The sequence below is a fragment of the Bacillus sp. UNC41MFS5 genome (assembly GCF_000686805.1).
Genome location: NZ_KK366019.1, coordinates 400837 through 425664 on the forward strand (window position 1 = coordinate 400837; position 24828 = coordinate 425664).

A 24828-nucleotide genomic window follows, 5' to 3' on the forward strand; every position below is an offset into this window, starting at 1 on the left:
AGATGGTTAAATTGGAGAATACTACTCTTAAGCGCTCACTTGGGCTATGGGCAATCGTTATGCTCGGATTGGGCTATATGACACCAACGATCGTGTTTGATACATTTGGAATAGTTTCTGAAGAAACGAATGGGGTTGTCCCTCTAGCGTACCTCGCAGCATTAGTGGTTATGGCTTTTACCGCTATTAGTTATGGAAAAATGGTCCGGGTTTTCCCAAGTGCGGGGTCGGCTTATACGTATACACGAGAGACTATAAGTCCACAACTTGGCTTTTTAGTCGGCTGGGCAGCATTGCTTGATTATATATTGCTTCCGATGGTTAATGCATTGATTATTCGTATTTATATGGTTTCAGTATTTCCAGGGGTGCCAGCATGGATATGGGTTGTTGCATATGTTGCTATCGTCACGGCGATTAATGCTTGGAGTATGGGGAAAACATCGAGCTTAAATTCCCTGCTTGTCATTTTTGAAGTGGTTTTAATTGCGGCATTCATAGTTCTTGCCTTTGTCCAGCTCTCCAAAGGAATGGGACAAGGAACCATTTTCACCACAGCCCCCCTCTTCCATTCTGATATTCACTTTGGAGCCATTTTGACAGGAGCTACGGTAGTTTGTTTCTCCTTCATTGGTTTTGATGCAGTAACCATGTATGCAGAAGAAGCTATCGATCAAAAAACGATGCCGAGAGCGATTATGTTAACGGTCTTTATTGGTGGAGCCATTTTCTTCAGCTGTAGTTATTTCGCCCAAGCTCTATTTCCAGATGTTTCGGGCTTCAAGGTAACCGATGATACACTACCTGAAATCGGTTTGTTCGTGGGTGGAACCATTTTTAAACTGGTTTTCCTTTCTGGTGCTTTTGCAGCCACTGTAGCTTCCGGGCTTGCCTCCCATGCAAGTGTATCAAGGCTTTTGTACGTTATGGGACGAAACGGGGTTTTGCCTAAAAAGGCGTTTGGGTATGTACATCCCAAATTCCGGACACCGGTTTTTAATGTCATCTTGGTTGGGTTCGTCTCTTTACTAGCGATTGCTCCCAGTTTAGAGCTCATTTCTTCATTTATAAATTTCGGCGCATTAATTGCTTTTACATTTGTCAACTTATCGGTCATCGCTCATTTCATTTTTCGCCAAAAGAGATATAAAACAGCAAAAGATATTTTCTCTTATCTCGTTATGCCAATCATTGGAGCAGGATTAACAGGAATTTTGTGGGCGAACTTACAATTTGATGCTCTCATTGGCGGGATTGTATGGATTGTTATTGGTATAGTGTATATGCTTTACCAAACAAAATTTTTCCGAATCAAAATAGCCGATTTAAATATCGATGATGCGGAGAAAACCTCTGCACTATAGAAATTACCAAAGCCAGGCGCTATCGCTTGGCTTTTTGACTGTTTAAAAGGGGTGGTATGCAGAAATGAATAATTGACTCATTTCTTCATAGGAATTCTACTTTTTTACTTGATTACCTATTAAAATCGCTAGTTCTAAGTTGGCACGAAACTTGCTTTAACCTTAAGTAACAATTAAAAATGAGGTGTTAGAATGGCAGTCGAATCTCTAGATATGAAGAATATGAAAGGAATAGAACAAGATAATTCCCTTGTTGAGTTTCAAGAAACATTAAAAGAAGCAGTGAACATCCTGAATTACCCACCCCAAGTATTCGAATTTCTAAAGAAGCCAATGAGATTCTTAGAAGTTAGCATCCCTGTTCGAATGGACAATGGGCAGACAGAAATATTCCAAGGGTACCGTGCCCAGCATAATGATGCCTCAGGTCCAACCAAAGGAGGTATCCGGTTTCATCCAGACGTCACGCCTGATGAGGTAAAGGCATTGGCCGGATGGATGAGCTTAAAATGTGGTATAACCGACCTTCCCTATGGCGGTGCTAAAGGAGGCATCATCTGCGATCCTCGTAAAATGAGTTTAGATGAATTGGAAAGGTTGAGTCGTGGCTACGTTAGGGCAGTTAGTCAACTCGTCGGTCCCACAAAGGATATTCCTGCACCTGATATGTATACAAACTCGCAAATTATGGCATGGATGCTCGATGAATTCGACCATATACGTGAATTCGACTCCCCCGGTTTTATCACCGGAAAGCCACTTGCACTCGGTGGATCAAAAGGAAGGGAAACAGCAACATCAAAAGGTGTTTTATATACGCTGCAAATGGTCTGTGAATTAAAGAAAATGCAGTTAAAAGATACACGTGTCATCATACAAGGGTTCGGTAATGTCGGCAGTTATCTTGCCCAGTATCTAGATGAGATTGGAGCAAAAGTAATTGGTATCGGTGACATGCTTGGCGGTGTATATGATGAGAACGGATTAGATATACCATATCTTCTGGAAAATAGAGATTCCTTTGGTATTGTTTCTAATCGCTTTAATAGCTCTATTTCTAACCAGGAGTTATTAGAAAAAGAATGTGATATCCTTATCCCTGCTGCAATCTCAGGAGTGATCAATAAGTATAATGCCAGTAAACTTAACTGTAGCATTATTATTGAAGCTGCCAATGGGCCTACCACAAAAGAAGCCTTAAAAATTCTAGATGATCAGCAGATTCTTGTTGTCCCTGATATCCTCGCCAATTCCGGCGGTGTCATTGTCTCTTATTTTGAATGGTGTCAGAACAATCAAGGCTATTACTGGACCGAGGAGATAGTTGATGAACGTCTCAAGGAGAAAATGACAGAAAGCTTTTTAAAGGTTTACCATACCTCTAAAAAATTTGGTGTTAATATGAAAATTGCTGCTTATATTGAAGGAATTCAAAAACTAGCAGAGGCTTCTAGGCTTCGTGGCTGGTTGAAATATTAAAAATGAAACAGAAAAAAGGAGGAAGGTTTTAATGAAACTGGATATATTAGCCGAACAAAAAGAACAGCAGCTGTTACATTATTTTTGTTTAATTTCACATAACCACCGCTACGATTTAATGATTGGCTATTCAGAGCAATTTTTTGGGAAAGCGATGGTCACTTCGATTCAGTCAGGGAACATGGTCTTACTTTGTCAAGAAGACACTTTATCAGATGATCATTGGGCAGAAAGATTGGGAATCGAAGCGGAGGATATTCCTGAATTTCAAGAATTTTTTAGTCAAGTATTACTGACACGACCTTTTCACGAGCAGTATTAAACGAAAAAGGAGAGGAATTCCATGTATTATGGTATTGTACTTAGCCCATGTTATGGCAAGGTGGAAAGGATTTCGATTAAAAGTGAGTCGAGAATTTATGAGTGGGAAACCCTATTTATCATTACTTCCGAAGCAGGAAAAGAGGAAACGGTTCAGACATGTTTAAGTGGTGAAGTAGAATCGCTCGAAGTACAGGAAGGAGATTATGTTATTCCCGGGATGGTACTCGCTTATATAAAGGAAGATTTATTTGTTACCGGTAGTGATTAATGGCAAGTAAAAGAAGATGGGTCGCTCATCTTCTTTTTTGTGTAATATTTAATTTAAAATATTGCAAATAAAATGATAGTATTAGATAGATAAGGTGTTAAGGGGGAAGTAAACGATGTTTTCTGTTGCCAAAGAAAAAGTGAAACCAATTATTTCAGTGGACGTGGATGAAAGTGAAGTAGTTTTTCGATCAACCTTTAATAACCTTAAAGAACCCTTTTTGTTTTTAAAAAGACAAAATCATTTATTTGCGTATGTCATGCTTGAAAACAATAATAAAGAGCATGTCTCGATGGAATCATTACTTGAACAAGCGAAATCTTTAGATAGTATCTGCCATCTTAGTGAACAAATCTCTTTGCCTGCGTTGTTCCAAATTATTGGCGAACCTTTTGCGATTATTAGAGATGCGGATGGTACCCCCGCTGGTTACATTAGCAGAGAAGATGTTCTTGCTGAGCTTTTTAAACAGGAAAATAAAAGTGTTGACCTACTTAAAATTATTCTAACCTCGATTCCGATGGGCATTTTTGTATTGGATAAAGAAAAGCGAATTATTAATTATAATGAAGCTGGTTTAAAAATGATTCGATCGACCGCAGAAAAGGTTTTGAATCTTCCAGCAGGAGAAATTTTTAGCAGCACCCATCTTGAACAGGTATTTTCCACCGGTAAGACGCTTCTTAATCACTTGGTCATCAAGAATGAAATTGGGATTCTCGTCGATTATAGCCCTATCTTGAACTATGAGAATGAAGTAGATGGAATCATCATTGTTGCCCAGGATTTGCCAATGGTCGAAGAAATGGCTATGGAAATAGAATATATTAAAGATTTAAATATGGACCTGCATGCGATTTTGTCTAGTATCTATGATGAAATTCTCGTGGTGAATAATAAAGGAGAGCTAATCAGGTTTAGTGAAAACATTATCCAAGATTTCTGGAAAGTTGATTTAAAAGAGCTGATTGGAAAGAATATTCTTGAACTTGAGGACCAGGGGCTGTTTACACCTTCGGTCACAAGACTTGTATTGGAGAAAGGAAAAAAAGTCTCTGTTGTTCAAGAAACCAAAGCTGGGAGAAAAATTCTTGCCGTCGGAAATCCCGTCTTTAATGATCAAAATGAACTTGACCGGATTATCATTGCATCACGCGATATTACCGAAACCACACGACTAAAAAGTGAATTGCAGGAAATGAAAAAGATATCAGAACAATATAAGAAGGAATTGGATGATTTTAAAAGTAAGGACCGCTTTTTGAAAAAACTCATTTATTGTAGTCCTAAAATGGAGAAGGTTATTAATCAGGCCAAGAAAATTGCTGATTTTTCCTCCACAGTACTTTTGAACGGAGAATCTGGGGTCGGAAAAGAGGTAATTGCTCAAGCAATCCACCAATTAGGCAGACGCCAGGCGAAGCCCTTTCTTAAATTAAATTGCGGGGCAATTCCGGAAAATTTACTCGAAAGTGAACTATTTGGTTATGCGAAGGGATCTTTTACCGGTGCTGATAAAAATGGAAAAGAAGGCTACTTTAAACAAGCAGATGGTGGTATTTTATTTCTAGACGAAATCGGTGAGATGCCAATCCATTTACAGGTGAAACTATTACGAGTTCTACAGGAGCAGGAAGTTATTCCGATTGGGAGTACTACCCCTATTAAGGTGAATGTGCAGATTATTGCGGCTACGAATAAAAAATTAGAAAAAATGGTTGAGGAAGGGACATTCCGCGAGGATTTATTTTATCGCTTGAATGTCATACCGATACACATCCCGCCCTTAAGGGAGAGGACAGAGGATATTTCGCTGCTTGCCTTTCATTTCCTCCAGCAATTGAATGAGAAATATGAGCGAAATTATCATCTAACCCCTGATGCTATTAATGTACTAGAGTTTTATCCGTGGCCGGGGAATGTCAGGGAACTTCAAAATATTATTGAAAGATTAGTAGTCACGGCCGAACATCCGTCGATTGATGCGGAGTTCGTCAGCCAATTTTTATCCACGGGCTTTGAACATAAAAAAATGAAGCCAGTCATTACAAGGGTCATTCCATTACAGGAGGCTATCGACCATGTCGAGGAGCAGTTAATTGTGATGGCAATGAACCAATACAAAACGACAACAAAAGCAGCAAAAGCCCTAGGTATCAGCCAGTCATCTGTTAGTAGAAAGTATCAAAAAATAGTAACTGAGAAAAATATAAAAATGGAAAACCTATCACCCTTTTAATTGAGCTGCTTCAGGTCTAATGATCTGAAGCAGCTTTTTTTTATTAACTGCTAAATTTAGGCGTAATAGGTTCCCCTATTCAATCAATCATAGGGTTATGCAGATTTGAATAGTATTCATTCGGATTTTTTGAAAGATCATTATTTTGGTAGGTTTTATTCGTTGGCACGCTTCTTGCATATATTGTTAGTGAGGGTGAATAAAGGAGGAATTTAAATGGTTGAGGTAAATAAACGAGTGGTAAACCTGAAGATGTTTATTAATGGTGAATGGAAAGATGCCGAAAATCAAGAAACACGCCCAGTAATTAATCCTGCAAATGGTGAGGTTATATCATATGCGCCTGAAGGAACAGTCGCTGATGCGCGTGCGGCAATTTATGCAGCACGAAAAGCTTTCGATGATGGCGTTTGGTCTGGGATTTCTGCTCAGGAACGATCCTCCTATTTATTAAAAATTGCTGACAAAATTGATGAATATGCCGATGAATTGACCTATCTGGAAACGATGGATAATGGGAAGCCATTGAGAGAAGCGGGCTTTGATGTCGGTGATGCAGCCGCCTGTTTTCGCTATTATGCAGGACTGATTACAAAGCCTGATGGGCAGACGTATCATGTCGCTGATCCAATGCAGGCTATGGTTGTCCGTGAACCGGTTGGGGTATGCGGATTGATTGTTCCTTGGAATTATCCACTGTTAATGAGTGTGTGGAAAATTGCCCCAGCCCTAGCGGCAGGAAATACAATTGTCTTTAAACCGTCCGAAGTGACACCAGTTACACCTAAAAAGCTTTTCGAAATTCTTGAAGAAGTCGCTTTGCCAAAAGGGGTTGCCAATCTGGTAATGGGAGCTGGAGCGGTTGTTGGAAATGAAATCGCTTCCCACCCTGAGGTCGATATGATCTCATTTACAGGTGGAACGAAAACTGGCAAGCACATTATGAAAACAGCAGCCGACACGATGAAGAAAGTTTCTTTAGAACTAGGCGGTAAATCGCCGAATATCATTTTTGCTGATGCTGACTTTGAAATAGCAGTGGATTATGCGTTATTTGGAATCTACGCAGGTTCTGGTCAAGTATGTTCCGCTGGTTCAAGGATCCTCGTGGAAGAAAGCATCTATGATCAATTCGTCCAGCGTTTTGTTGAGCGGGCAAAGAAAATTCAAGTAGGACCTGGTGATAAACCTGCCACAGAAATGGGTCCCCTTGTCAGTCAGGAACACTTAGAAAAAGTTCTTTCCTACATTGAACTAGGTAAAAAGGAAGGTGCGACAGTAGCTTGCGGTGGAAAGCGGATGGTCGCTAACGGATTAGGAAATGGTTATTTTGTGGAACCGACGGTTTTTGTCGATGTCGCCCAAGAGATGAGAATTGTTCAGGAGGAAATCTTCGGTCCTGTTGTAGTCATCCAGAAGTTCAAGGACGAAGCAGAAGCTATTAAACTAGCAAATGGCACTGTTTATGGGTTAGCCGGTGGTGTGTTTTCTAATAATGGTGCAAAGGCACTAAGGGTCATTAAAAAGCTGCGTGCAGGGATTACATGGGTAAATTCCTACCATCCTACTTATAACGAAGCACCGTGGGGCGGCTATAAGCAAAGTGGTATTGGACGCAGTCTAGGTACGTTTGGACTTGAAGAATTTCAAGAAATAAAACAGATAAATATTAATTTGCAGGTTGAACCAATTGGCTGGTTTTCTAATTAATCATTTAATAGGAGGAATAAAAATATGAGTATTGATATAAAACATGAATTAAAAAGTGAGCAAAATCAAAACGTAAGTGAATATATTAATAAGGTTTTAAGCTTAATAGAAAAAGAGGAAATTAATGAAGTGGAAGCGGCTTGGATTACCAAAGAAACAGTTGAAGGCTTCCGTGAACACGTAAATCCGGGATTCCTAGAATACCGCAAAACCGTTACTGAAGGCGGCCAATTTGCAGCAGTGGAATGGTCTGATAATGGATCTTGTTTTAAGGATGTCAATGGCAAAGAATATATCGATTGCCTTGGCGGATTTGGCATCTATAATGTAGGTCATCGTAATCCGAAGGTAGTTAAAGCGGTAACTGATCAATTAAAACGTCAAGCGCTCCATAGTCAGGATTTGCTGGATCCACTTCGTGCGATGTTAGCAAAAATTTTAGCCGATATCACTCCAGGGGATTTAAAGTATGCCTTCTTTACAAACAGCGGGACGGAAAGCGTTGAAGCATCCCTGAAACTTGCGAAAATGTACAGCGAGCGGACAACTTTTATCTCTACCACTCGTGCGTTCCATGGGAAAAGTTTAGGCTCGTTGTCGGGTACCGCGAAAGGGATGTTCCGTAAACCATTCCTGCCATTAATCCCAGGCTTCCGTCATGTGCCATTTGGCGATATTGATATGATGAGAAAAACCTTTGAGGTCTGTGCTTCAGTTGGCGAAGATGTCGCTGCTGTTCTTTTAGAGCCGATTCAGGGTGAAGGCGGAATTATTCTTCCACCGGAAAACTATTTAAAGCAAGTCCGTGAGCTTTGTGATCAATACGGCTCGTTGCTCATATTTGATGAAGTGCAAACAGGAATGGGCCGGACGGGGAAAATGTTCGCCGCAGAATTATATGAAGTTGTTCCAGATATTATCTGTCTAGCAAAAGCATTTGGCGGCGGCGTGATGCCCGCTGGTGCCGTTGTAGCTACTGAAAAAGTTTTCAAGAGCTGGTTTAATAATCCGTTTATGCATACAACCACCTTCGGCGGCAATCCGTTAGCATGTGCGGCAGCGATTGCGACAATTGGGGTTTTAATTGAAGATAAGTTACCAGAGAGAGCAGCGGAAGTGGGAGCCTATTTCCTTGAAGAATTGAAAAAGGCAGCAAAAGGCCATGAAGGCAAGGTTCAGGAGATTCGTGGACAAGGCTTAATGATTGGCATCGAATTCCATCAGGATGAAATAGGCTACGAGGTCTCAAAAGGAATGTTTGACAGAGGAATCCTTGTAGCTGGGACATTAATTAATTCAAAAACCATTCGTATCGAACCGGCATTGACCATAAGCTATAAAGAGGTTAATAAAGTGGTTAGCACCTTCAAAACGGTCTTAGAACATTTAGATGCTTAACGATTTTTTTAAAAGGGGGAGCACAGAAGTGGAAAAGAAATATGTCAAGCTCCAAACAGAGATACCTGGACCGAAATCGAGGGAAATTTTGGAGCGAAGAAATAAATATGTCCCAAAAGGAATCAGCAATAACTGCCATTCCTTTGTTAAAAAGGCAAAAGGAGCCCTGGTAGAAGATGTGGACGGTAATTGTTTTATTGATTTTGCTGGTGCTATTGGAACGATAAACGTTGGCCACTCTCATCCTAGAGTAGTTAGAGCCCTTCAGGAACAAGCAAGTCAATTTATCCACACCGGTTTTAATGTCATGATGTATGAATCGTATATCACCTTAGCCGAACGGCTTAGCCAGCTTGCACCAGGGGAATTTGACAAGCAGGCAGCTTTTTTTAACAGTGGTGCAGAAGCGGTTGAGAACGCCGTAAAGATTGCTAGGAAATATACAAAGCGCCAAGGAATTGTTTCGTTCACAAGGGGGTTCCATGGCCGGACGTTAATGACCATGACGATGACAAGTAAAGTGAAGCCGTATAAGTTCGGCTTTGGACCGTTCGCTCCAGAGGTTTACAAGGCGCCATACCCATATGCGTACCACCGCCCTGAAGGAATGGATGAACAGCAATATAGTGCCATGATGATCGAACAATTTGAACAATTTTTACTGGCAGAAGCTGCACCTGAAACGATTGCTGCAGTCGTGATGGAACCTGTGCAAGGAGAAGGCGGGTTTATAGTGCCTGACACCGCTTTTGTTAAGCGGGTTAGGGAAATATGTACACAATATGGAATCTTGTTTATTGCAGATGAAATCCAAACTGGGTTTGCACGGACAGGTAAGTACTTTGCAATTGATCATTTTGGAGTGGTACCTGATTTAATTACGATTTCAAAATCAATGGGTGCTGGCGTTCCTATCAGCGGCGTGATTGGCAGGGCGGAAATTATGAATACTGCCGAGGTTGGTGAAATTGGTGGAACCTACGCGGGAAGTCCGCTTGGATGTAGGGCAGCACTGACAGTATTAGATATTATTGAAAATGAACAACTTAATGACCGGGCAAGAAAAATAGGTAATCGCGTGCTTGAAAAAATGCACCTTCTTTCAGAGCGGTTCGAGGGGATTGGTGATGTCCGTGGTCTAGGTGCGATGTGTGCGATGGAAATGGTAAAGGACCGACAATCCAAAACACCGGATAAAGAAGCGACTGGAAAAATTGTAAAAGCTGCTGGGGAACGTGGACTGATGTTACTTAGTGCTGGGATTTATAGCAATGTGATTCGCCTTCTCATGCCAATTACCATCACAGACGATCAACTGGAAGAAGGTTTGCAAATTATGGAAGAAGCAATAGAAGCAGTATATACAAATGATCCTGCCTTATCGGTTGGAGGGGAATAAAAAATGGATATTGTAAATAAAAATTATCAAATCTATCCCATGTATATTAATGGGGAATGGGTTGGCAATGATTATGAGGTTTTAACTGAAATTAATAATCCAGCTACAAAAGAAGTAATTGGTGCTGTGCCAACAGGTGGTGCTTATGAAGCAGAACAAGCGGTGAATGCTGCCCATAAAGCCTTTAAAATCTGGTCGAAAAAAACTGCGGATGAGCGGTATCAACTCTTGATGAAATGGTTTTACTTAATTGAGGAAAACAAGCATGAAATTGCTCGAATCATGACAATTGAACAAGGTAAACCGCTTAAAGAAGCGCTTGGGGAAGTTCAGTATGCAAATGGCTTTATCTCTTGGTATGCCGAAGAAGGGAAACGGGTATATGGTGAGACGATTCCAGCAACACATCCACATAAAAGAATACTAGTTAGAAAAGAACCGGTTGGTGTGATTGCAGCGATTACTCCGTGGAACTTCCCGGCTGCCATGATTACGAGAAAAGTAGCACCTGCCCTGGCAGCAGGTTGTACGGCTGTTGTGAAGCCTGCAAACCAAACGCCGCTTACAGCATTAAAAATGGCTGAGCTAGCCCATGAAGCAGGCATTCCTGCAGGGGTGCTGAACGTGATTACTGGAAGGTCGTCAGAAATTGGTGAAGTGTGGTTGAAGGATCCACGCGTGACAAAGATTACCTTTACAGGGTCAACTGAAGTTGGGAAAACATTGATGCGTGGTGCCGCAGAAACGGTTAAAAAGGTATCATTAGAGCTTGGTGGAAATGCCCCATTTATCGTGATGGATGATGCTAATTTAGCGAAAGCCGCTGAAGGACTTGTACAATCGAAATTTCGAAATGCTGGTCAAACCTGCATTTGTACGAACCGTGTTTATGTGCAAGAAGGGATTGCAGATGAATTTACTAAGCTTTTCCAAGCAGAATTAGAAAAGCTAAAAGTCGGCAACGGACTGGAAGCGGGAACGGATATTGGTCCATTAATTGATCATGCCGCTTTTAAAAAAGTAGATGGGCTGGTTAAGGACGCAGTTGAGAAAGGTGGAAAAGTCATTTATAGCGGGCTTGCCCCAGCTGAAAATAACGGATATTTCTATGCACCCACAATTCTGACCAATATTAATGATGAGATGGAATGTATGAAAGATGAAATCTTTGGCCCACTCGCTCCGATTTCCACTTTTAAAACCGAAGAAGAAGTTATTGAACGGGCCAACAATTCTTGTTACGGTTTAGCTGCCTATGTGTATACTGAAAATTTAAGCCGTTCCTTTAGAATCACCGAACAACTGGAGTATGGAATCATTGGCCTGAATGACGCCCTGCCCTCAGTCGTTCAAGCACCATTCGGGGGCTTTAAGGAGAGCGGTCTAGGACGTGAAGGTGGACACTACGGCATTGAAGAGTTTTTAGAAGTAAAATATATATCGATAGGTTTGGATTTATAATAGCGTTTTAAAAAATTGCCAGCGAGACGATCAGAGTTTTTTTCTATTGATTGATTGTTTCGCTGGCTTTTACTTTGGAAAAGTCCAGATGATAGATTTGCTTCCTTTTGTCTTTAAATAGAATCAAATCAATTTATTAATTTACTAATTTGAAAGAAAGGAGGCAGAAAAATGGCGGGGCCGCTCCACCGATTAAAAATTGTAGACTTATCGCGCGTGCTAGCAGGTCCTTATTGCACGATGATCTTAGGCGATATGGGGGCTGAGGTAATCAAAATTGAAAGTGTCGATTTTGGGGATGAAACACGGGGCTGGGGACCACCCTTTCTAGAAGGAGAGAGTGCCTATTATCTGTGTGCTAATCGAAACAAACAAGGGATCACTTTAAACTTAAAAACACCTAAGGGCATTGAAATCTTAAAAAAGCTCGTTTGTGATGCTGATATTGTTGTCCAAAATTTTAAGCCAGGGACCCTCGACAGATTAGGGTTCGGATATAAGGAAATGAAGAAGGTTAATGAAGGAATTATTTTAGCCTCAATCAGTGGCTTTGGCACTACCGGCCCTAATTCCCATCTTCCTGGCTATGACTATATGATTCAAGCCATGTCAGGTTTGATGAGCATAACAGGTGAAAAGGATGGACAGCCTGCAAAGGTCGGTGTTGCCATTGCAGATGTACTTACTGGTCTTTTTACCTGTATCGGTATTTTAGGAGCCATCCAGCACCGCAATTGGACTGGAGAGGGGCAGGAAATAGATATTTCATTATTTGATTCCCAGTTGGCTGCATTAGTGAATGTTGCTAGTAATTTTTTATGCTCTGGGATAATCCCTGAACGGCTCGGTAATGCGCACCCCAATATAGTTCCATATCAAGTGTTTGCCGCAAATGATGGCGACTTTATCCTTGCCGTTGGAAATGACCGACAATATCAGAAACTAGCAATCCTGCTTGAAGATGAAGTCCTTTTAAGCGACCAATATAAAAAAAATTCAGGTCGCCTGCAAAAAAAGGATGACCTGGAAAAAATCATTGCCTCAAAATTAAAGACGAAGTCAAGGGCGGAGTGGAAAGTGTTACTTGATGAAGCAGGAATTCCCAATGCACCGATTAACAATGTGAAGGAGGCTTTGGATTCAGAACAAGCGATCGCAAGGGACATGGTTGTGAAGATAGAGCATCCAACGATTTCTGACTTAATGCTTGTGGGTTCACCATTAAAGTTTTCAAAATCGCCAGTAAAAATCGATATGCATCCGCCATTGTACAGTGAGCATACAGATGAAGTTCTGCTTAAACTGGGTTATTCCAATCTTGAAATCGTAAAAATGAAACAAGATCATATTATCTAGGGGAGGAACTTATAATGAATTTTTCTTTATCTGAAGAGCAAAAAAGTGTTAGAAAGGTGGTTCGATCATTTGTAGACCGAGAAATTCTGCCCTATATCAAGGAGTGGGATGAAAAAGGTCATTTTGAGATTAATATTTTAAAACGATTAGCAGAATTACAGTTAATGGGAGTATGTATTCCCGAGGAATATGGCGGAGTGGGAATGGACTATAATACCCTCGCAATTGTTTGTGAAGAACTGGAGCGAGGTGACACGGCTTTCCGGACCGCGGTATCAGTACATACTGGTTTGAACAGTATGACATTATTGCAGTGGGGTACAGAGGAGCAGAAACAAAAATACCTTCTTCCACAGGCGAGTGGTAAAAAGATAGGTGCCTTTGGATTAACAGAACCGAATGCTGGCTCCGATGTGGCTGCAATGGAAACGACAGCAGTCAAAGATGGAGATTACTATATTTTAAATGGGTCAAAAACATGGATCTCACTATGTGATGTGGCTGATCACTTTTTAATTTTTGCAAAAACAGACACGAAAGCTGGTCACTATGGAATCTCTTGTTTTATTGTAGAACGGACATTTGCAGGGCTTTCTACTAAAGCCATAAAAGGAAAACTGGGAATTCGGGCAGGAAATACGGGGGAGATATTCTTAGATCATGTCAGGGTTCCAGCAGAGAATTTGTTAGGCTATGAAGGAGAAGGCTTTAAAATTGCTATGTCCGCCCTCGACAATGGCCGCTTTACAGTAGCCGCAGGTGCATGTGGTACGATTATGGCTTCGCTGGAAGCTAGCGTCAAATATTGTGAGGAGAGGAAGACCTTTGGCAAAGAAATTGGCAAGCACCAACTTGTCCAGCAAATGATTGCAAAAATGTCCGCTAATCTAGAGATTTCACGTTTGCTTGTTTTTAAGGCTGGCTGGCTAAAAAATAAGGGCAAACGGAATACCCAAGAAACGTCATTAGCCAAATGGATTTCCTGCGATGCCGCCTTTGAAGCTGCCAACGATGCGGTCCAAATTCACGGGGCGTATGGCTTCTCCAATGAATTCCCAGTAGAGCGTTATTTACGAAATGCTAAGGCTCCTGTAATTTATGAAGGAACAAGAGAAATCCACACCATCATGCAGGGAGAGTATGCCCTCGGCTATCGTGAGGACAAGCTACTAAGGAAAGTGCTTCCAGCCTGGCCGTTTGAAGAAAGTTTGATAAAAGGGTAAATTTATAATAAAAAGAACAAGCCGTGCAGTTGGAAAACTGGTACACGGCTTGTTCTTTTACTATTATTGTATTATTAAATAATTTACTTCATATTGTTTGTTCTACTGTGTTACGATAACGTAATAAAGTGAAGAGGAAATGAGGGTGTAGAATTTGATTAAAACCATTTTGTTTGACGTTGATGGGGTCCTATTAAGCGAAGAGCATTATTTTGATGCTTCTGCTTTAACCGTTTGGGAAATGCTGATTAGCCCTAATTACTTGGGGCTCGAACCTATGCAGTTTAAAACGGACTATAATGATGAGGAAATCCAGGAAATAAGAGAATTAGTATTTGAAAACGATAAAGTTCTAAAGTTAATGAAATCACGCGGTCTAAACGCCAACTGGGACATGATCTATCTATCCTTCAGCCACCAGCTAATCCACCTGCTCTCGCAAATCAAAGATATTGAATTCGAGAAAATTAATAACTGGTGTCAGGCACCAATCAATCGTGAAACCCTAGTTGAGATGGGCAAGGTGTTATGTAATTACCATGTGAAACTAGATTTCAGTTTGTTTGTGCAGGAGTTTGCACGCTCAGAGGCAACGAAGCAGGAGTTGTTTAGTTATTTGAATGAACTAACCTCAGAGAAAATTGGGGTAGAAACTTCTATTTTTAACAAGGGGGAGCTTTGGTCCGTTTGTGAGCATGTTTCCCAAGAGTGGTATGTGGGGGATGAACATGTCCTCGCTTCGACTGGAAGGCCATCTGTTCAACATGGGAAAAAGGGCTTCTTGGCCAATGAAACAACATTAGCCCCTAGGCAGGAAATTAACGAGTTATTCCAATTCCTGAATTCATCAGGATACATGATTGGTATCGGGACAGGCAGGCCTGAACTTGAAACTATTCAGCCATTTCAGCATTTAGATTGGTTGAAACATTTTAATGAAAATCGGATCGTAACTGCTGATGATGTGCTAAAGGCGGAATTGGAGCTTCCAGAACGAATGTCACTATCGAAGCCGCACCCATTTACATATATTATGGGACTGCTCGGGAAGGAGACACCAATTCAAGAGGGTTTAAATACGAGATTACCGCTTGAAAATGCTGAAACAGTTTTAGTTGTAGGAGACTCTTTGGCGGATTTATTAGCAGCAAGAAAACTTGGCTGTCAGTTTGCAGCCGTTCTAACTGGCCTTTCAGGAAAAGATGCGAGATGTGACTTTGAAAAACATAAAGCAGACTATATTCTTGATACAGTGCTCGATTTGAAAGGGATATTATGAAAAATATAGAAAAGGGATTGCCTCAGCGCAATCCCTCATTTCTTCCCTAGATATTTTCTATCTTCTCTAATTCCACACGGCCGGGTTCAAATGTAACCACGTTCGATAACTCCAGAACTTGTGCTTCTTCAAGTCCATCAATTAATTTTAAGACATGAATGACGTCGGCATTTAATGTTTTATCCACAGTTAATACCATGATTGCCTCACCGCCTACTTCCGTACGACCAACCTGCATCGTGCCAATATTGATTTGATGGTCTCCCAAGAGTGAACCTACCTTGCCAATCATACCTGGAACATCTCGATGTTTGATATATAATAGGAACTTTTCTGGTTTAACATCAATTCGGTATTGATTAATTTTTAGAATTCTCGCTCCATACCCGTTTAAGACGGTTGCCCCAATTTTTGCTGTTTCAATATCATTGGAGACACTTAATTCCATATAATTAGCAAATCCTTTATTCGTAGCATTTTTAACGACATTATACGAAACTCCTTGCTCTTTCAGTAAGTGCAAAGCATTAATTAGATTAACAGAATCGCTTAAATGATAGGACAAGACACCTTTTAACATGGTACGAGTCAACAATTCCGTATCTTCATCAATTAAATCGCCATAATAATTGATTTCTATTTTAGCAGGAGCCTGCTTATTTAATAATTGAATGACGAGCTGCCCCATTTGGTCCCCAAGTAGTAGGTACGGCTGCAGTTTTGCTTGGGTTTCGCCTGACATTTGCGGCATATTAACAGCGTTTTGAATCGACTGAGATTCAAAAATCTCAATGATTTCCGCGCTGACCTCTTGGGCTACTTTTTCCTGTGCTTCTATCGTAGAAGCCCCGAGATGTGGTGTTACAATGATATTTGGATTCTGCAATAATTCTGGGTCGGAAACAGGCTCTTTTTCAAATACGTCAAGTGCAGCACCTGCAACATGGCCGGACTGAATGGCTCTAACTAATGACTTTTCGTCGATCACACCACCGCGTGCACAATTGACAAATCGGACGCCTTTTTTTGTTTTTCGTAAATACGCATCATTAATCAGTCCTCTTGTGTCATTGGTAAGAGGTGTATGAATGGTAATAAAATCTGATTCTTGTGCAATTACATCGAGGCTTGCTTTCGTCATTCCAAGTTTTTTTGCTCGTTCTTCGGTCAGGTATGGATCAAATCCTAAAATGTTCATTCCAAAGCTTTTTGCCCGTTTCGCTACTTCTGTTCCGATTTTACCCATGCCAATCACGCCAAGAGTTTTTTTGTATAATTCCACACCCTTAAAAGAGTTACGGTCCCATTGCCCTGATACTGTCTTATGGTGGGCTTGAGGAATTTTCCGCGCCAATGATAGCATCATCGCTAAGGTATGCTCTGTTGCTGCAATGGTATTGGCGCCCGGGGCATTGATGACAATGATCCCTTTTTTCGTTGCCGCATTCACATCAATATTATCGACACCGACACCTGCTCTAGCAATCACACGGAGACGGCCGGCTGCTTTGAGTAGCTCTTCACTTACTTTTGTTTGACTCCGGACAATTAGGGCGTCGTATTCTCCAATTATATTTTTTAATTCCTTTGTCGGTAGTGTTGGCTGGCGATCTAGGGTAAAATTAGGGTGTTCAATTAAACATTTCAATCCTGTGCTGCTAATTCCATCGGTTACAAGTACCTTATACATGCTCGTAATCCTCCTTTAATTTTCTTAGGCTGTGTAAAACTTGTCTGTTGATTTCCGTTCCAGGCACTTCGCTTTCCGCGGGCGTGCCGGGGAGCCTCCTCGTCGCTTTGCTCCTGCGGGGTCTCCCCTGCCCCGTACTCCCGCAGGAGTCTTCGTGCCTTCCACTCCAATCAACAGAGTGCCAAAATCAACATTAACCTTTAACACAGCCACCTAATAAAAAACGCCCCTCATAACAGACTGATTTGTCTTGTTATGAGGGACGTGTATAGATGCGTGGTGCCACCCTCGTTTGCTGAGTCATATTCTTAATGTCTTATTCGTCATCACTTGTCATGTATAGAAACATATAATTGATTGAATATTCAAAAATAAACTAAATATAGGGATTATTCTACAACTAAACTTTAAGGATTGTAAAGGGAAAGAAGAAAAAATTAATAAAATTTATGATAAAAAATTTTGTTCAAAAAATGTTATCCTTTTATGGCGCGGGGGTAAGCGTTTACAAAGTAGAACGCTAGAAACATATCTATTGTAAAAAAATTCAGAGAATAATATAATGTCTACAATAGAAAAACAAATGTGCGTCACACAAGGACATTTGTAGGAGGGTAAAACATGAAGGCAATCACGATTGGGTTATTAGGTTTAGGTACTGTTGGTTGTGGTGTAGTGAAAATTATCAAAAAAAATCAAGATAAATTAATCCACCAAGTGGGGTGCCCGGTTGTTATTAAAAAGGTCCTTGTTAAGGATTTACATAAAAACAGACCCGTAGAAGTAGATACAAAGCTTCTAACCTCGAATGCAGACGAAATCCTTTATGATGAAGAAATAGATGTAGTGATCGAGGTAATGGGCGGGCTCCAGGATACAAAAGATTACTTAATTACTGCACTAAGACAAGGCAAGCATGTTGTCACTGCTAATAAGGATTTAATGGCTTTACATGGCTCTGAACTGTTAACAGTTGCTTCTGAACACGGCTGTGATTTGTTTTATGAAGCCAGTGTGGCAGGGGGAATTCCAATTCTAAGAGGATTAGTCGATGGACTTGCCTCTGACCGAATTAAACAACTAATGGGAATTGTAAATGGAACAACCAATTATATACTAACTAAAATGAGTGAAGAAGGCCGTACCTATGAAGAGGTCCTTAAGGAAGCACAAGAGCTTGGCTTTGCTGAATCTGATCCGACCTCAGATGTAGAAGGACTAGACGCTGCTCGTAAAATGACGATCCTAGCTACATTGGGCTTTTCTATGCATATTGATTTAGAAGATGTCCAAGTTTCAGGGATTTCCAAGGTTACCGATGAAGATTTACGCTATGGAAAACAATTGGGATATACCATGAAACTAATAGGTTATGCTCATCGTGAAGGGGAGAAAGTTGAGGTTAGTGTCGCACCAACTTTCCTATCCAATAATCATCCGCTAGCATCTGTTCAAAATGAGTATAATGCCGTTTATGTCTACGGTGAATCTGTAGGAGAGACCATGTTTTATGGACCTGGGGCTGGAAGTCTGCCAACGGCCACTGCTATCGTTTCAGACTTAGTTGCGGTAATAAAAAATCTAAGGCTAGGGGTAAATGGAAGAAGTGCGGTGACTCCACAATATCCAAAGCAATTGAAAGATAATGATGAAAAATACTCTAAATATTTTTTAAGAATTCATGTGCAAGATGAAGTGGGTGTTTTCGCTGACATCACCACCATTTTTGCAAAATATGGCGTCAGTTTTGAAAAAATCTTACAGCTTCCTGTTAAGAAAAATGAAACATCAGAAATTGTGCTAGTCACTCACAAAGCATCGTTATCCAATTATGATAAAATATTACTAGAATTGAATGATCTCCATGCGGTTAAGGAAATAAAAAGTGCCTATCGAGTGGTGAGAAAATCGTTATAAGAGGGCCAGAATTATTAGTCTAAAAGCAGTCACACAACATATTCAAGGAGTTGTCCAAGGGTGACCCTAAATGATCGTTTTATTATTAAAGTACCAGCTAGTACAGCTAATCTAGGTCCAGGTTTCGATTCAATGGGCCTTGCTGTCGATTTGTATTTAACATTAGAAGTCGAGAAAAGTGATAAGTGGAACATTCAATCTGTAAGTGATGAATTGAAGGACTTCCCAACGGATAAGACCAATTTTATTCTGCAAATTGCCATCAAAACTGCTAGTAAATACGGAATCAATTTACACCCATGCCAAATCAAAGTTGCCAGTGACATTCCTTTGGCTCGTGGTCTAGGTTCAAGTGCGGCAGCCATAGTTGCAGGGATTGAGCTTGCTGATTCAGTAGGAAATATCGGTTTAACACAGGAAGAAAAATTGCTTATCGCGACAGAAGTGGAAGGTCATCCCGATAATGTGGGTGCCTCTCTGTTCGGCGGATTATTCATTGGCTCTTATCAGGATAACGAAGTAGACATGCTCAGCATCTCTAATATTTCTTTTGAGATGGTGGCCGTCATTCCAGATGAAATTCTCTTAACGAAGGATTCTCGCGGGGTTCTCCCAGAAGAATTTTCTCGTGAATGTGCGATCCAAGCCTCTTCAACGGCTAATCTGTTGGTCGCAGCCCTCTTAACTCAAAACTGGGGGTTAGCAGGGAAAATGATGGGCCAAGACCTTTTTCACCATCCATACCGCAAACCTCTCATTCGCGCCTATCAGGAAATAGAGGAAAGGGCTAAAGAACTGGGTGCGTTTGGAGTAGCACTAAGTGGTGCAGGACCAACTGTTCTTTGTTTTACAGAGAAAGGGAAGGGGAAGTTTGTCGAACGTGGCTTGAGAAGTGAATTTTCAACGATGTCTACAAAAATCCTTACGATTGATTATATTGGGAGCAGTGTTAACCCAGTGGAGAGATTTGTGAAATAATCTCTCCACTTTTATTTTGAATTTCTTTGAAGAAAATGCTCAAATTCTTCCTTATTTAAAGGCTTACTGAATAAGTATCCCTGCATTTGTACGCAGTTTTTCGATAGTAAGAATTCTTTTTGATACTCTTCTTCTACCCCTTCAGCGATTACATGAAGATGGAGACTACGTGCAAGATTAATAATCGCTTCAGGAATCTCTGAATTTGCATAATCCTCATGAATATCTTGAATGAAAGATTTATCAATTTTTAAGATATCAATCGGTAAATTCTTTAAATAGTTCAAGGAAGAATAACCTGTTCCAAAATCATCAATGGAAATCTTAATCCCCATATTCTGAAGGGTTTTTAATGATTCGACAATTTCAGAAGAATTATTTAAGAGAATACTTTCCGTAATTTCTATTTCAAAATTGCTTGGCCCCAATTGACTCGCAGCTAGAATTTCTTTGACCTGATTTACCATATTGCGAGGTTCTTGAAATTGCCGAGCTGAAAAATTAACTGAAACAGATAGGGGGAGGGAACGTGTTCGATTCCATTTACTAACCTTTTGACACGCTTCCTTCATTACATATTCCCATAATTGATGGATTAATCCAATGTCTTCAGCAATCGGAATAAACAAATCAGGTGAGACGTATCCTAATTCTTCATCTTTCCATCTTATGAGGGCCTCTGCTCCAAAAATCACCCCTAATTCAACATTAACCTTCGGTTGATAGTAAACTTCCACACTTCCACTTTCGATTGCCTTCCGTAACCGTGCTTCTAGTCTTGGTCTTTCGATATTCGATTGAATTAATTTTTCCGAATAAACGATGGCTTTGTTTCCCCCCAGCTTTTTAGCTGAGTACATCGCAAGGTCTGCATAAACAATTAGTGTGTCCATATTGTCGGTATGTTCCGGAAACAAACTAATGCCGCAGCTTGCACTGAGATAAATTTCGTTGCCATCTAAAAGATATATTTTTTTAAGATTATTGACGATTTTTTCTGCTGCGGCCTTCGTTTCCATTAGACTATGACTTAATAACAAAATAATAAATTCATCGCCGCCTTGCCTGGTAATAATCGCATTTTCACTGGGTAAACTTGCGATAATCCGCTCAGCAATGATTTTCAGTATTTCATCTCCTTTGTTATGTCCAAAAGAGTCATTCACTTGTTTAAAACGGTCCATATCGATGAAAAAAACTGATAGGGTGTCACTTGTTTGATTTGCCTGCTGGATAAATGAGTGTAACTTTTCTTGCAAATATCTCCGGTTAAGCAAACCAGTTAATGGGTCGTGATATGCCTGATATTCAATAAGCTCTTTACTCTTGTTTAAATCATTTACGTAACTCTGCAGGTCTTTCGATAAGGCGTTCACATTTTCCGTAAGCAGACCTAATTCATCTTTTCTATTTAGATGCAATATATTTCCAAAGTTCCCTTGTGCAATATCATTAACCTGCTCAACAATATACCCAATTGGCTGAGTAATGGAACGGGAGAAAATCAAACTGATAATAAAGACAATCATCATAACGATAAAGGAGAGCAGAACATGGACCATTAGTTCATGTGTGAGTTCCCTCTTGATGAGTCCATAATCATAGGCAAGCCCAATTACAAATGGTTCTGGTGTGGAATAAACAGGAACGAAGGTTTTCATCAAATTTTTGCCCTGAATATCATCATCCTTGTAGGATTGTACATGTTTTGAATTTATCGCCCGTTTGATATAGGATGCATCTACTTTTTCGTTACGGTACTTATATGAGCCATACCATATTTGTTGGGCGGATATCCGAATATAACTATTTCCGTTTAAATGAACAATTTCTTTCTTTTTACCAAAGTTTTTGGGATTGAAAACAGTGATTTCTAAAACCCCGCGTTCTTTTGTAAAACCTTTAATTACCTGTCCTGGACCAAATTGTTTCTCATATTCTAATACTTCATTGTCACGAAAGTATGGATTAATAATATAGTTCGTCGTCCCGTCAAAAAAGTAGCCCCATTTATCGGTATGATCTGGATTGGAAGAAGCAACTTCAATCGGACCAGACCAAAAATGAGGCAGGATTAAACCTTTTTCAACAGAAACAGGAGTTAGATTAAATAGCTGCTGGAAGGCATCATACCAATAGCCCCAACCCTTTGTAGACATATTAATTTCTTTAGGGTCGGAGGATTTTACTCCAATAATATCATCTGCTGTTTTCGCTAGCAGGGTTATATGTGATACCCTTACTTCCTGGGCCAGTTTTTTTAATTGTTCATTTGTAATATCCTGATAGTTTGGCGGCAGTGCATGCTTAATCGCTAACGAAGCCATCCTTAAGTCTCTGCCAAGAATATCTTCAACATACAATGAGCCCTCTCTAATATTTTCAACTTGAAACGACACTTCTTTAGTGATCATATCAATTTCTCTTTCGTTATTTGAAAGCAGCTGATTTTTTGAACGAAGAAAATGAATCGTATTATTAGAAACTAAAATTAAAAAAACTAACAAGCAAAAAATCAGTGGCATCTTTTTTTTGATGGACAATGACACAACACCTCAGGTATAGCTGTGACCCATAGGATATTACAGGGATGAGTCACAACTGTTTTGATAAGAATCCACCCCAAAGACCTTTAACCTTTTTGACCTTCGAGCCATTCTTGATAACATTCCTCACACAATGATTCATCTCTTTCTTGGTTTGAAGAGATGAAGGATACATAGTGCAACTGTCTTTCTTCAATATCATTGGTACAATAAAAACATTTTTCAGGCATCGGAATCCTCCTTTAATTTGTCGTATTACGATAGTTTTTTCCAAAAATTCTTTTTATTGCATAGAAAAAATCTCCACGTATGTTTTAACTTAGTTTGGCACGTAATATATGAATAAATGCAAATAAAAGAAGGAAAGGTGAGAGAAGATGGAATTTTTAAATAAAGTGGTCATTGTAACAGGCGCTGCCAATGGGATTGGGCGAGGTGTTGCAACTGCCTATGCCAACGCTGGTGCTAAAGTCATCCTTGCAGATGTTGATGAAGAAATAGGTAATTTAACGACGGAAGAAATTCGAAGTCTAGGAGGGGATGTTTTATTTGTAAAGACGGATGCTAGAAGAGCAGAAGATATTATTCGGTTAGTAGACGTAACAAAACACAAGTATGGAAAAATTGATGTTCTAATTAATAATGCAGGTAAAGGGGTGTTTAAGTCTCCCCTAGAATTAACAATTGAAGAATGGGATGATGTGATACAAACGAATTTAAGAAGTGTATTCCTCTGTTCGCGAGAAGTGGCAAAATATATGCGGGAGAATGAATCTGGTGGATCAATTGTCAATATCGCCTCGACACGGGCACTTATGTCAGAACCTAACTCGGAAGCTTACGCTGCTTCAAAAGGAGGAATTGTTGCGATAACCCATGCTTTGGCTGCGTCCTTAAGTGAATATCAAATTACGGTCAATGCTATTTCGCCTGGATGGATACATAACGGGGATAAATCACAATTAACAGAACTCGACCATGAACAGCATTTCTCAAAACGTGTTGGTGAACCCAATGATATTGCTCGTGCATGTTTTTATCTAACCCATCGTGAAAATAATTTTGTAACAGGGATTAATTTAGTAGTGGATGGGGGAATGACGAGAAAGATGATTTACGAGGAATAGAACAAACGAACTGGGCTCCAGACCGAACATTCTCAGCCCAGTTTGTTCAGATTGCTTCCGACTAAATGCACGGCACTATCAATAAATAGTTTTGATAGTAGGGATTGTGTTTTATTAATGTTATAGACTAAATAAAAATATCTTTCGTCGTCAAATCCATTTATTGAATGCATCTTAAGCATGTTGTTGGAGGAATATTCTCTAGCTGCAATTTCGGAAATTATTGAAATACCAATGTCTTGGATGACAAACTGCATCAAGCTTTGTCCGCTTTCCGTATAGGCAATGATATTTAATTTCTCCTTATGAATGTTATTTTTTTTAAGAACCCGCTCCAAAAGGGCATTTGTTCCTGAGCTTGAATTACGCATCACAAACGGATAGTTTAAAATATCGCGAATATTTACTGGACCAACCATTTCGTTTTGATTCGATGTAATTAGGACTAATCTTTCTTTTAATAGCGGAATAAAACGAAGTTTATCATTTTCATATTTATCACCCAAGATACCGACATCAACAGAGCCGTTTAACACCTTTTCAGCAACAATTTTTGATGAGGATTGGTTGATATGGAATGTTACTTCAGGATATTGTTCTCTAAATTGTTTGACCATGCGTGGTATCATAAATTGCCCTGGAACAGAGCTGGCTGCAATCCGAATCATCCCCCTCAGGTCTGTCATCCCCTCTTTTATATCGAGCAATGCTTGGTCTTTAATTAATAAGAGTTTAAGGGCCCATTGATACAAACGTTCCCCCTGTGGCGTAAGAATACTCTCTCTTCCCACTCGATCAAATAGCTTTATATTAAGCATTTTCTCTAACGCCTGAATGTGAGAACTAACCGTTGATTGGCTTAAAAATATTTCATCTGCTGCCTTAGAAAAGCTTTTGTGATCGACCACCTTTGTAAAAACATACAACTGATGCAAATCCATCTTGATCATCTCCTTATATATAAAATCGATTAATTCACATTGGTAAAATAGATAAATAACTTGAAATCATTATATCATTTACAGTGGATGAAGTGATTTTAGCAATCAAATAAAAAGAAGGAGTGCAAT

20 protein-coding genes are annotated in these 24828 nt (G+C 40.0%); 15 read left to right on the plus strand and 5 right to left on the minus strand.

Features of this window, described 5'->3' with window-relative positions; translation table 11 throughout:
* Positions 1-2: 2 nt before the first annotated feature.
* From BR30_RS0128565 to BR30_RS0128620, 12 genes are all read left to right on the plus strand, one after another.
* Positions 3-1364, plus strand: a complete 1362-nt coding sequence (locus BR30_RS0128565; protein WP_197032428.1) for an APC family permease — start codon at positions 3-5, stop codon at positions 1362-1364.
* Between the two features lie 192 nt (positions 1365-1556).
* The gene (locus tag BR30_RS0128570; protein ID WP_026568020.1) at positions 1557-2843 is read left to right on the plus strand and encodes a Glu/Leu/Phe/Val family dehydrogenase; all 1287 of its coding nucleotides are present in this window, start codon (positions 1557-1559) and stop codon (positions 2841-2843) included.
* Between the two features lie 31 nt (positions 2844-2874).
* The gene (locus BR30_RS0128575; RefSeq protein WP_026568021.1) at positions 2875-3165 is read left to right on the plus strand and encodes an SAV0927 family protein; all 291 of its coding nucleotides are present in this window, start codon (positions 2875-2877) and stop codon (positions 3163-3165) included.
* Positions 3166-3186: 21 nt separating this feature from the next.
* On the plus strand, positions 3187-3435 hold the full coding sequence (locus BR30_RS0128580) for a biotin/lipoyl attachment domain-containing protein (protein WP_026568022.1): 249 nt from the start codon (positions 3187-3189) through the stop codon (positions 3433-3435).
* A gap of 115 nt (positions 3436-3550) precedes the next feature.
* Positions 3551-5674, plus strand: coding sequence for a sigma 54-interacting transcriptional regulator (locus BR30_RS0128585; protein WP_026568023.1), 2124 nt, complete (start codon positions 3551-3553; stop codon positions 5672-5674).
* Positions 5675-5911: 237 nt separating this feature from the next.
* The gene (locus BR30_RS0128590; protein WP_026568024.1) at positions 5912-7384 is read left to right on the plus strand and encodes an aldehyde dehydrogenase family protein; all 1473 of its coding nucleotides are present in this window, start codon (positions 5912-5914) and stop codon (positions 7382-7384) included.
* A gap of 24 nt (positions 7385-7408) precedes the next feature.
* A complete protein-coding gene (locus tag BR30_RS0128595; RefSeq protein WP_026568025.1) occupies positions 7409-8782 on the plus strand; it encodes a putrescine aminotransferase in 1374 nt (457 codons plus the stop codon).
* A 28-nt stretch (positions 8783-8810) separates the two neighbouring features.
* Positions 8811-10181, plus strand: a complete 1371-nt coding sequence (gene gabT, locus BR30_RS0128600) for a 4-aminobutyrate--2-oxoglutarate transaminase (protein ID WP_026568026.1) — start codon at positions 8811-8813, stop codon at positions 10179-10181.
* A 39-nt stretch (positions 10182-10220) separates the two neighbouring features.
* Complete coding sequence (locus BR30_RS0128605) at positions 10221-11642, plus strand: NAD-dependent succinate-semialdehyde dehydrogenase (RefSeq protein WP_155928926.1); 1422 nt, start codon at positions 10221-10223, stop codon at positions 11640-11642.
* Positions 11643-11813: 171 nt separating this feature from the next.
* A complete protein-coding gene (locus tag BR30_RS0128610; RefSeq protein ID WP_026568028.1) occupies positions 11814-12998 on the plus strand; it encodes a CaiB/BaiF CoA transferase family protein in 1185 nt (394 codons plus the stop codon).
* A gap of 14 nt (positions 12999-13012) precedes the next feature.
* Positions 13013-14221: an acyl-CoA dehydrogenase family protein gene (locus BR30_RS0128615; RefSeq protein ID WP_026568029.1), complete on the plus strand. Its 1209-nt coding sequence runs from the start codon at positions 13013-13015 to the stop codon at positions 14219-14221.
* 154 nt (positions 14222-14375) lie between these two features.
* Entirely contained in the window at positions 14376-15500 is a 1125-nt protein-coding gene (locus BR30_RS0128620; protein ID WP_026568030.1) for an HAD family hydrolase, read from the plus strand.
* 46 nt (positions 15501-15546) lie between these two features.
* On the opposite strand, the gene serA is transcribed toward BR30_RS0128620, so the two are convergent.
* Positions 15547-17190, minus strand: a complete 1644-nt coding sequence (gene serA, locus BR30_RS0128625) for a phosphoglycerate dehydrogenase (RefSeq protein WP_026568031.1) — start codon at positions 17188-17190, stop codon at positions 15547-15549.
* A 24-nt stretch (positions 17191-17214) separates the two neighbouring features.
* Positions 17215-17403, minus strand: coding sequence for a hypothetical protein (locus tag BR30_RS0128630; RefSeq protein ID WP_026568032.1), 189 nt, complete (start codon positions 17401-17403; stop codon positions 17215-17217).
* A gap of 408 nt (positions 17404-17811) precedes the next feature.
* Here BR30_RS0128630 and BR30_RS0128635 point away from each other — a divergent pair, with 408 nt between their 5' ends.
* Complete coding sequence (locus BR30_RS0128635; RefSeq protein WP_026568033.1) at positions 17812-19107, plus strand: homoserine dehydrogenase; 1296 nt, start codon at positions 17812-17814, stop codon at positions 19105-19107.
* A 60-nt stretch (positions 19108-19167) separates the two neighbouring features.
* Complete coding sequence (thrB, locus tag BR30_RS0128640) at positions 19168-20085, plus strand: homoserine kinase (protein ID WP_026568034.1); 918 nt, start codon at positions 19168-19170, stop codon at positions 20083-20085.
* A gap of 11 nt (positions 20086-20096) precedes the next feature.
* Here the strand turns inward: thrB and BR30_RS0128645 are convergent, their stop codons facing one another.
* Positions 20097-22592, minus strand: coding sequence for a putative bifunctional diguanylate cyclase/phosphodiesterase (locus tag BR30_RS0128645; protein ID WP_231507840.1), 2496 nt, complete (start codon positions 22590-22592; stop codon positions 20097-20099).
* A gap of 125 nt (positions 22593-22717) precedes the next feature.
* Complete coding sequence (locus BR30_RS37530) at positions 22718-22861, minus strand: hypothetical protein (RefSeq protein ID WP_197032429.1); 144 nt, start codon at positions 22859-22861, stop codon at positions 22718-22720.
* 147 nt (positions 22862-23008) lie between these two features.
* On the opposite strand from BR30_RS37530, the gene BR30_RS0128655 reads away from it, so the two are divergent.
* Positions 23009-23758: a glucose 1-dehydrogenase gene (locus tag BR30_RS0128655; RefSeq protein ID WP_026568036.1), complete on the plus strand. Its 750-nt coding sequence runs from the start codon at positions 23009-23011 to the stop codon at positions 23756-23758.
* 32 nt (positions 23759-23790) lie between these two features.
* Here the strand turns inward: BR30_RS0128655 and BR30_RS0128660 are convergent, their stop codons facing one another.
* Positions 23791-24699, minus strand: a complete 909-nt coding sequence (locus tag BR30_RS0128660; protein WP_026568037.1) for a selenium metabolism-associated LysR family transcriptional regulator — start codon at positions 24697-24699, stop codon at positions 23791-23793.
* Positions 24700-24828 lie beyond the last annotated feature (129 nt).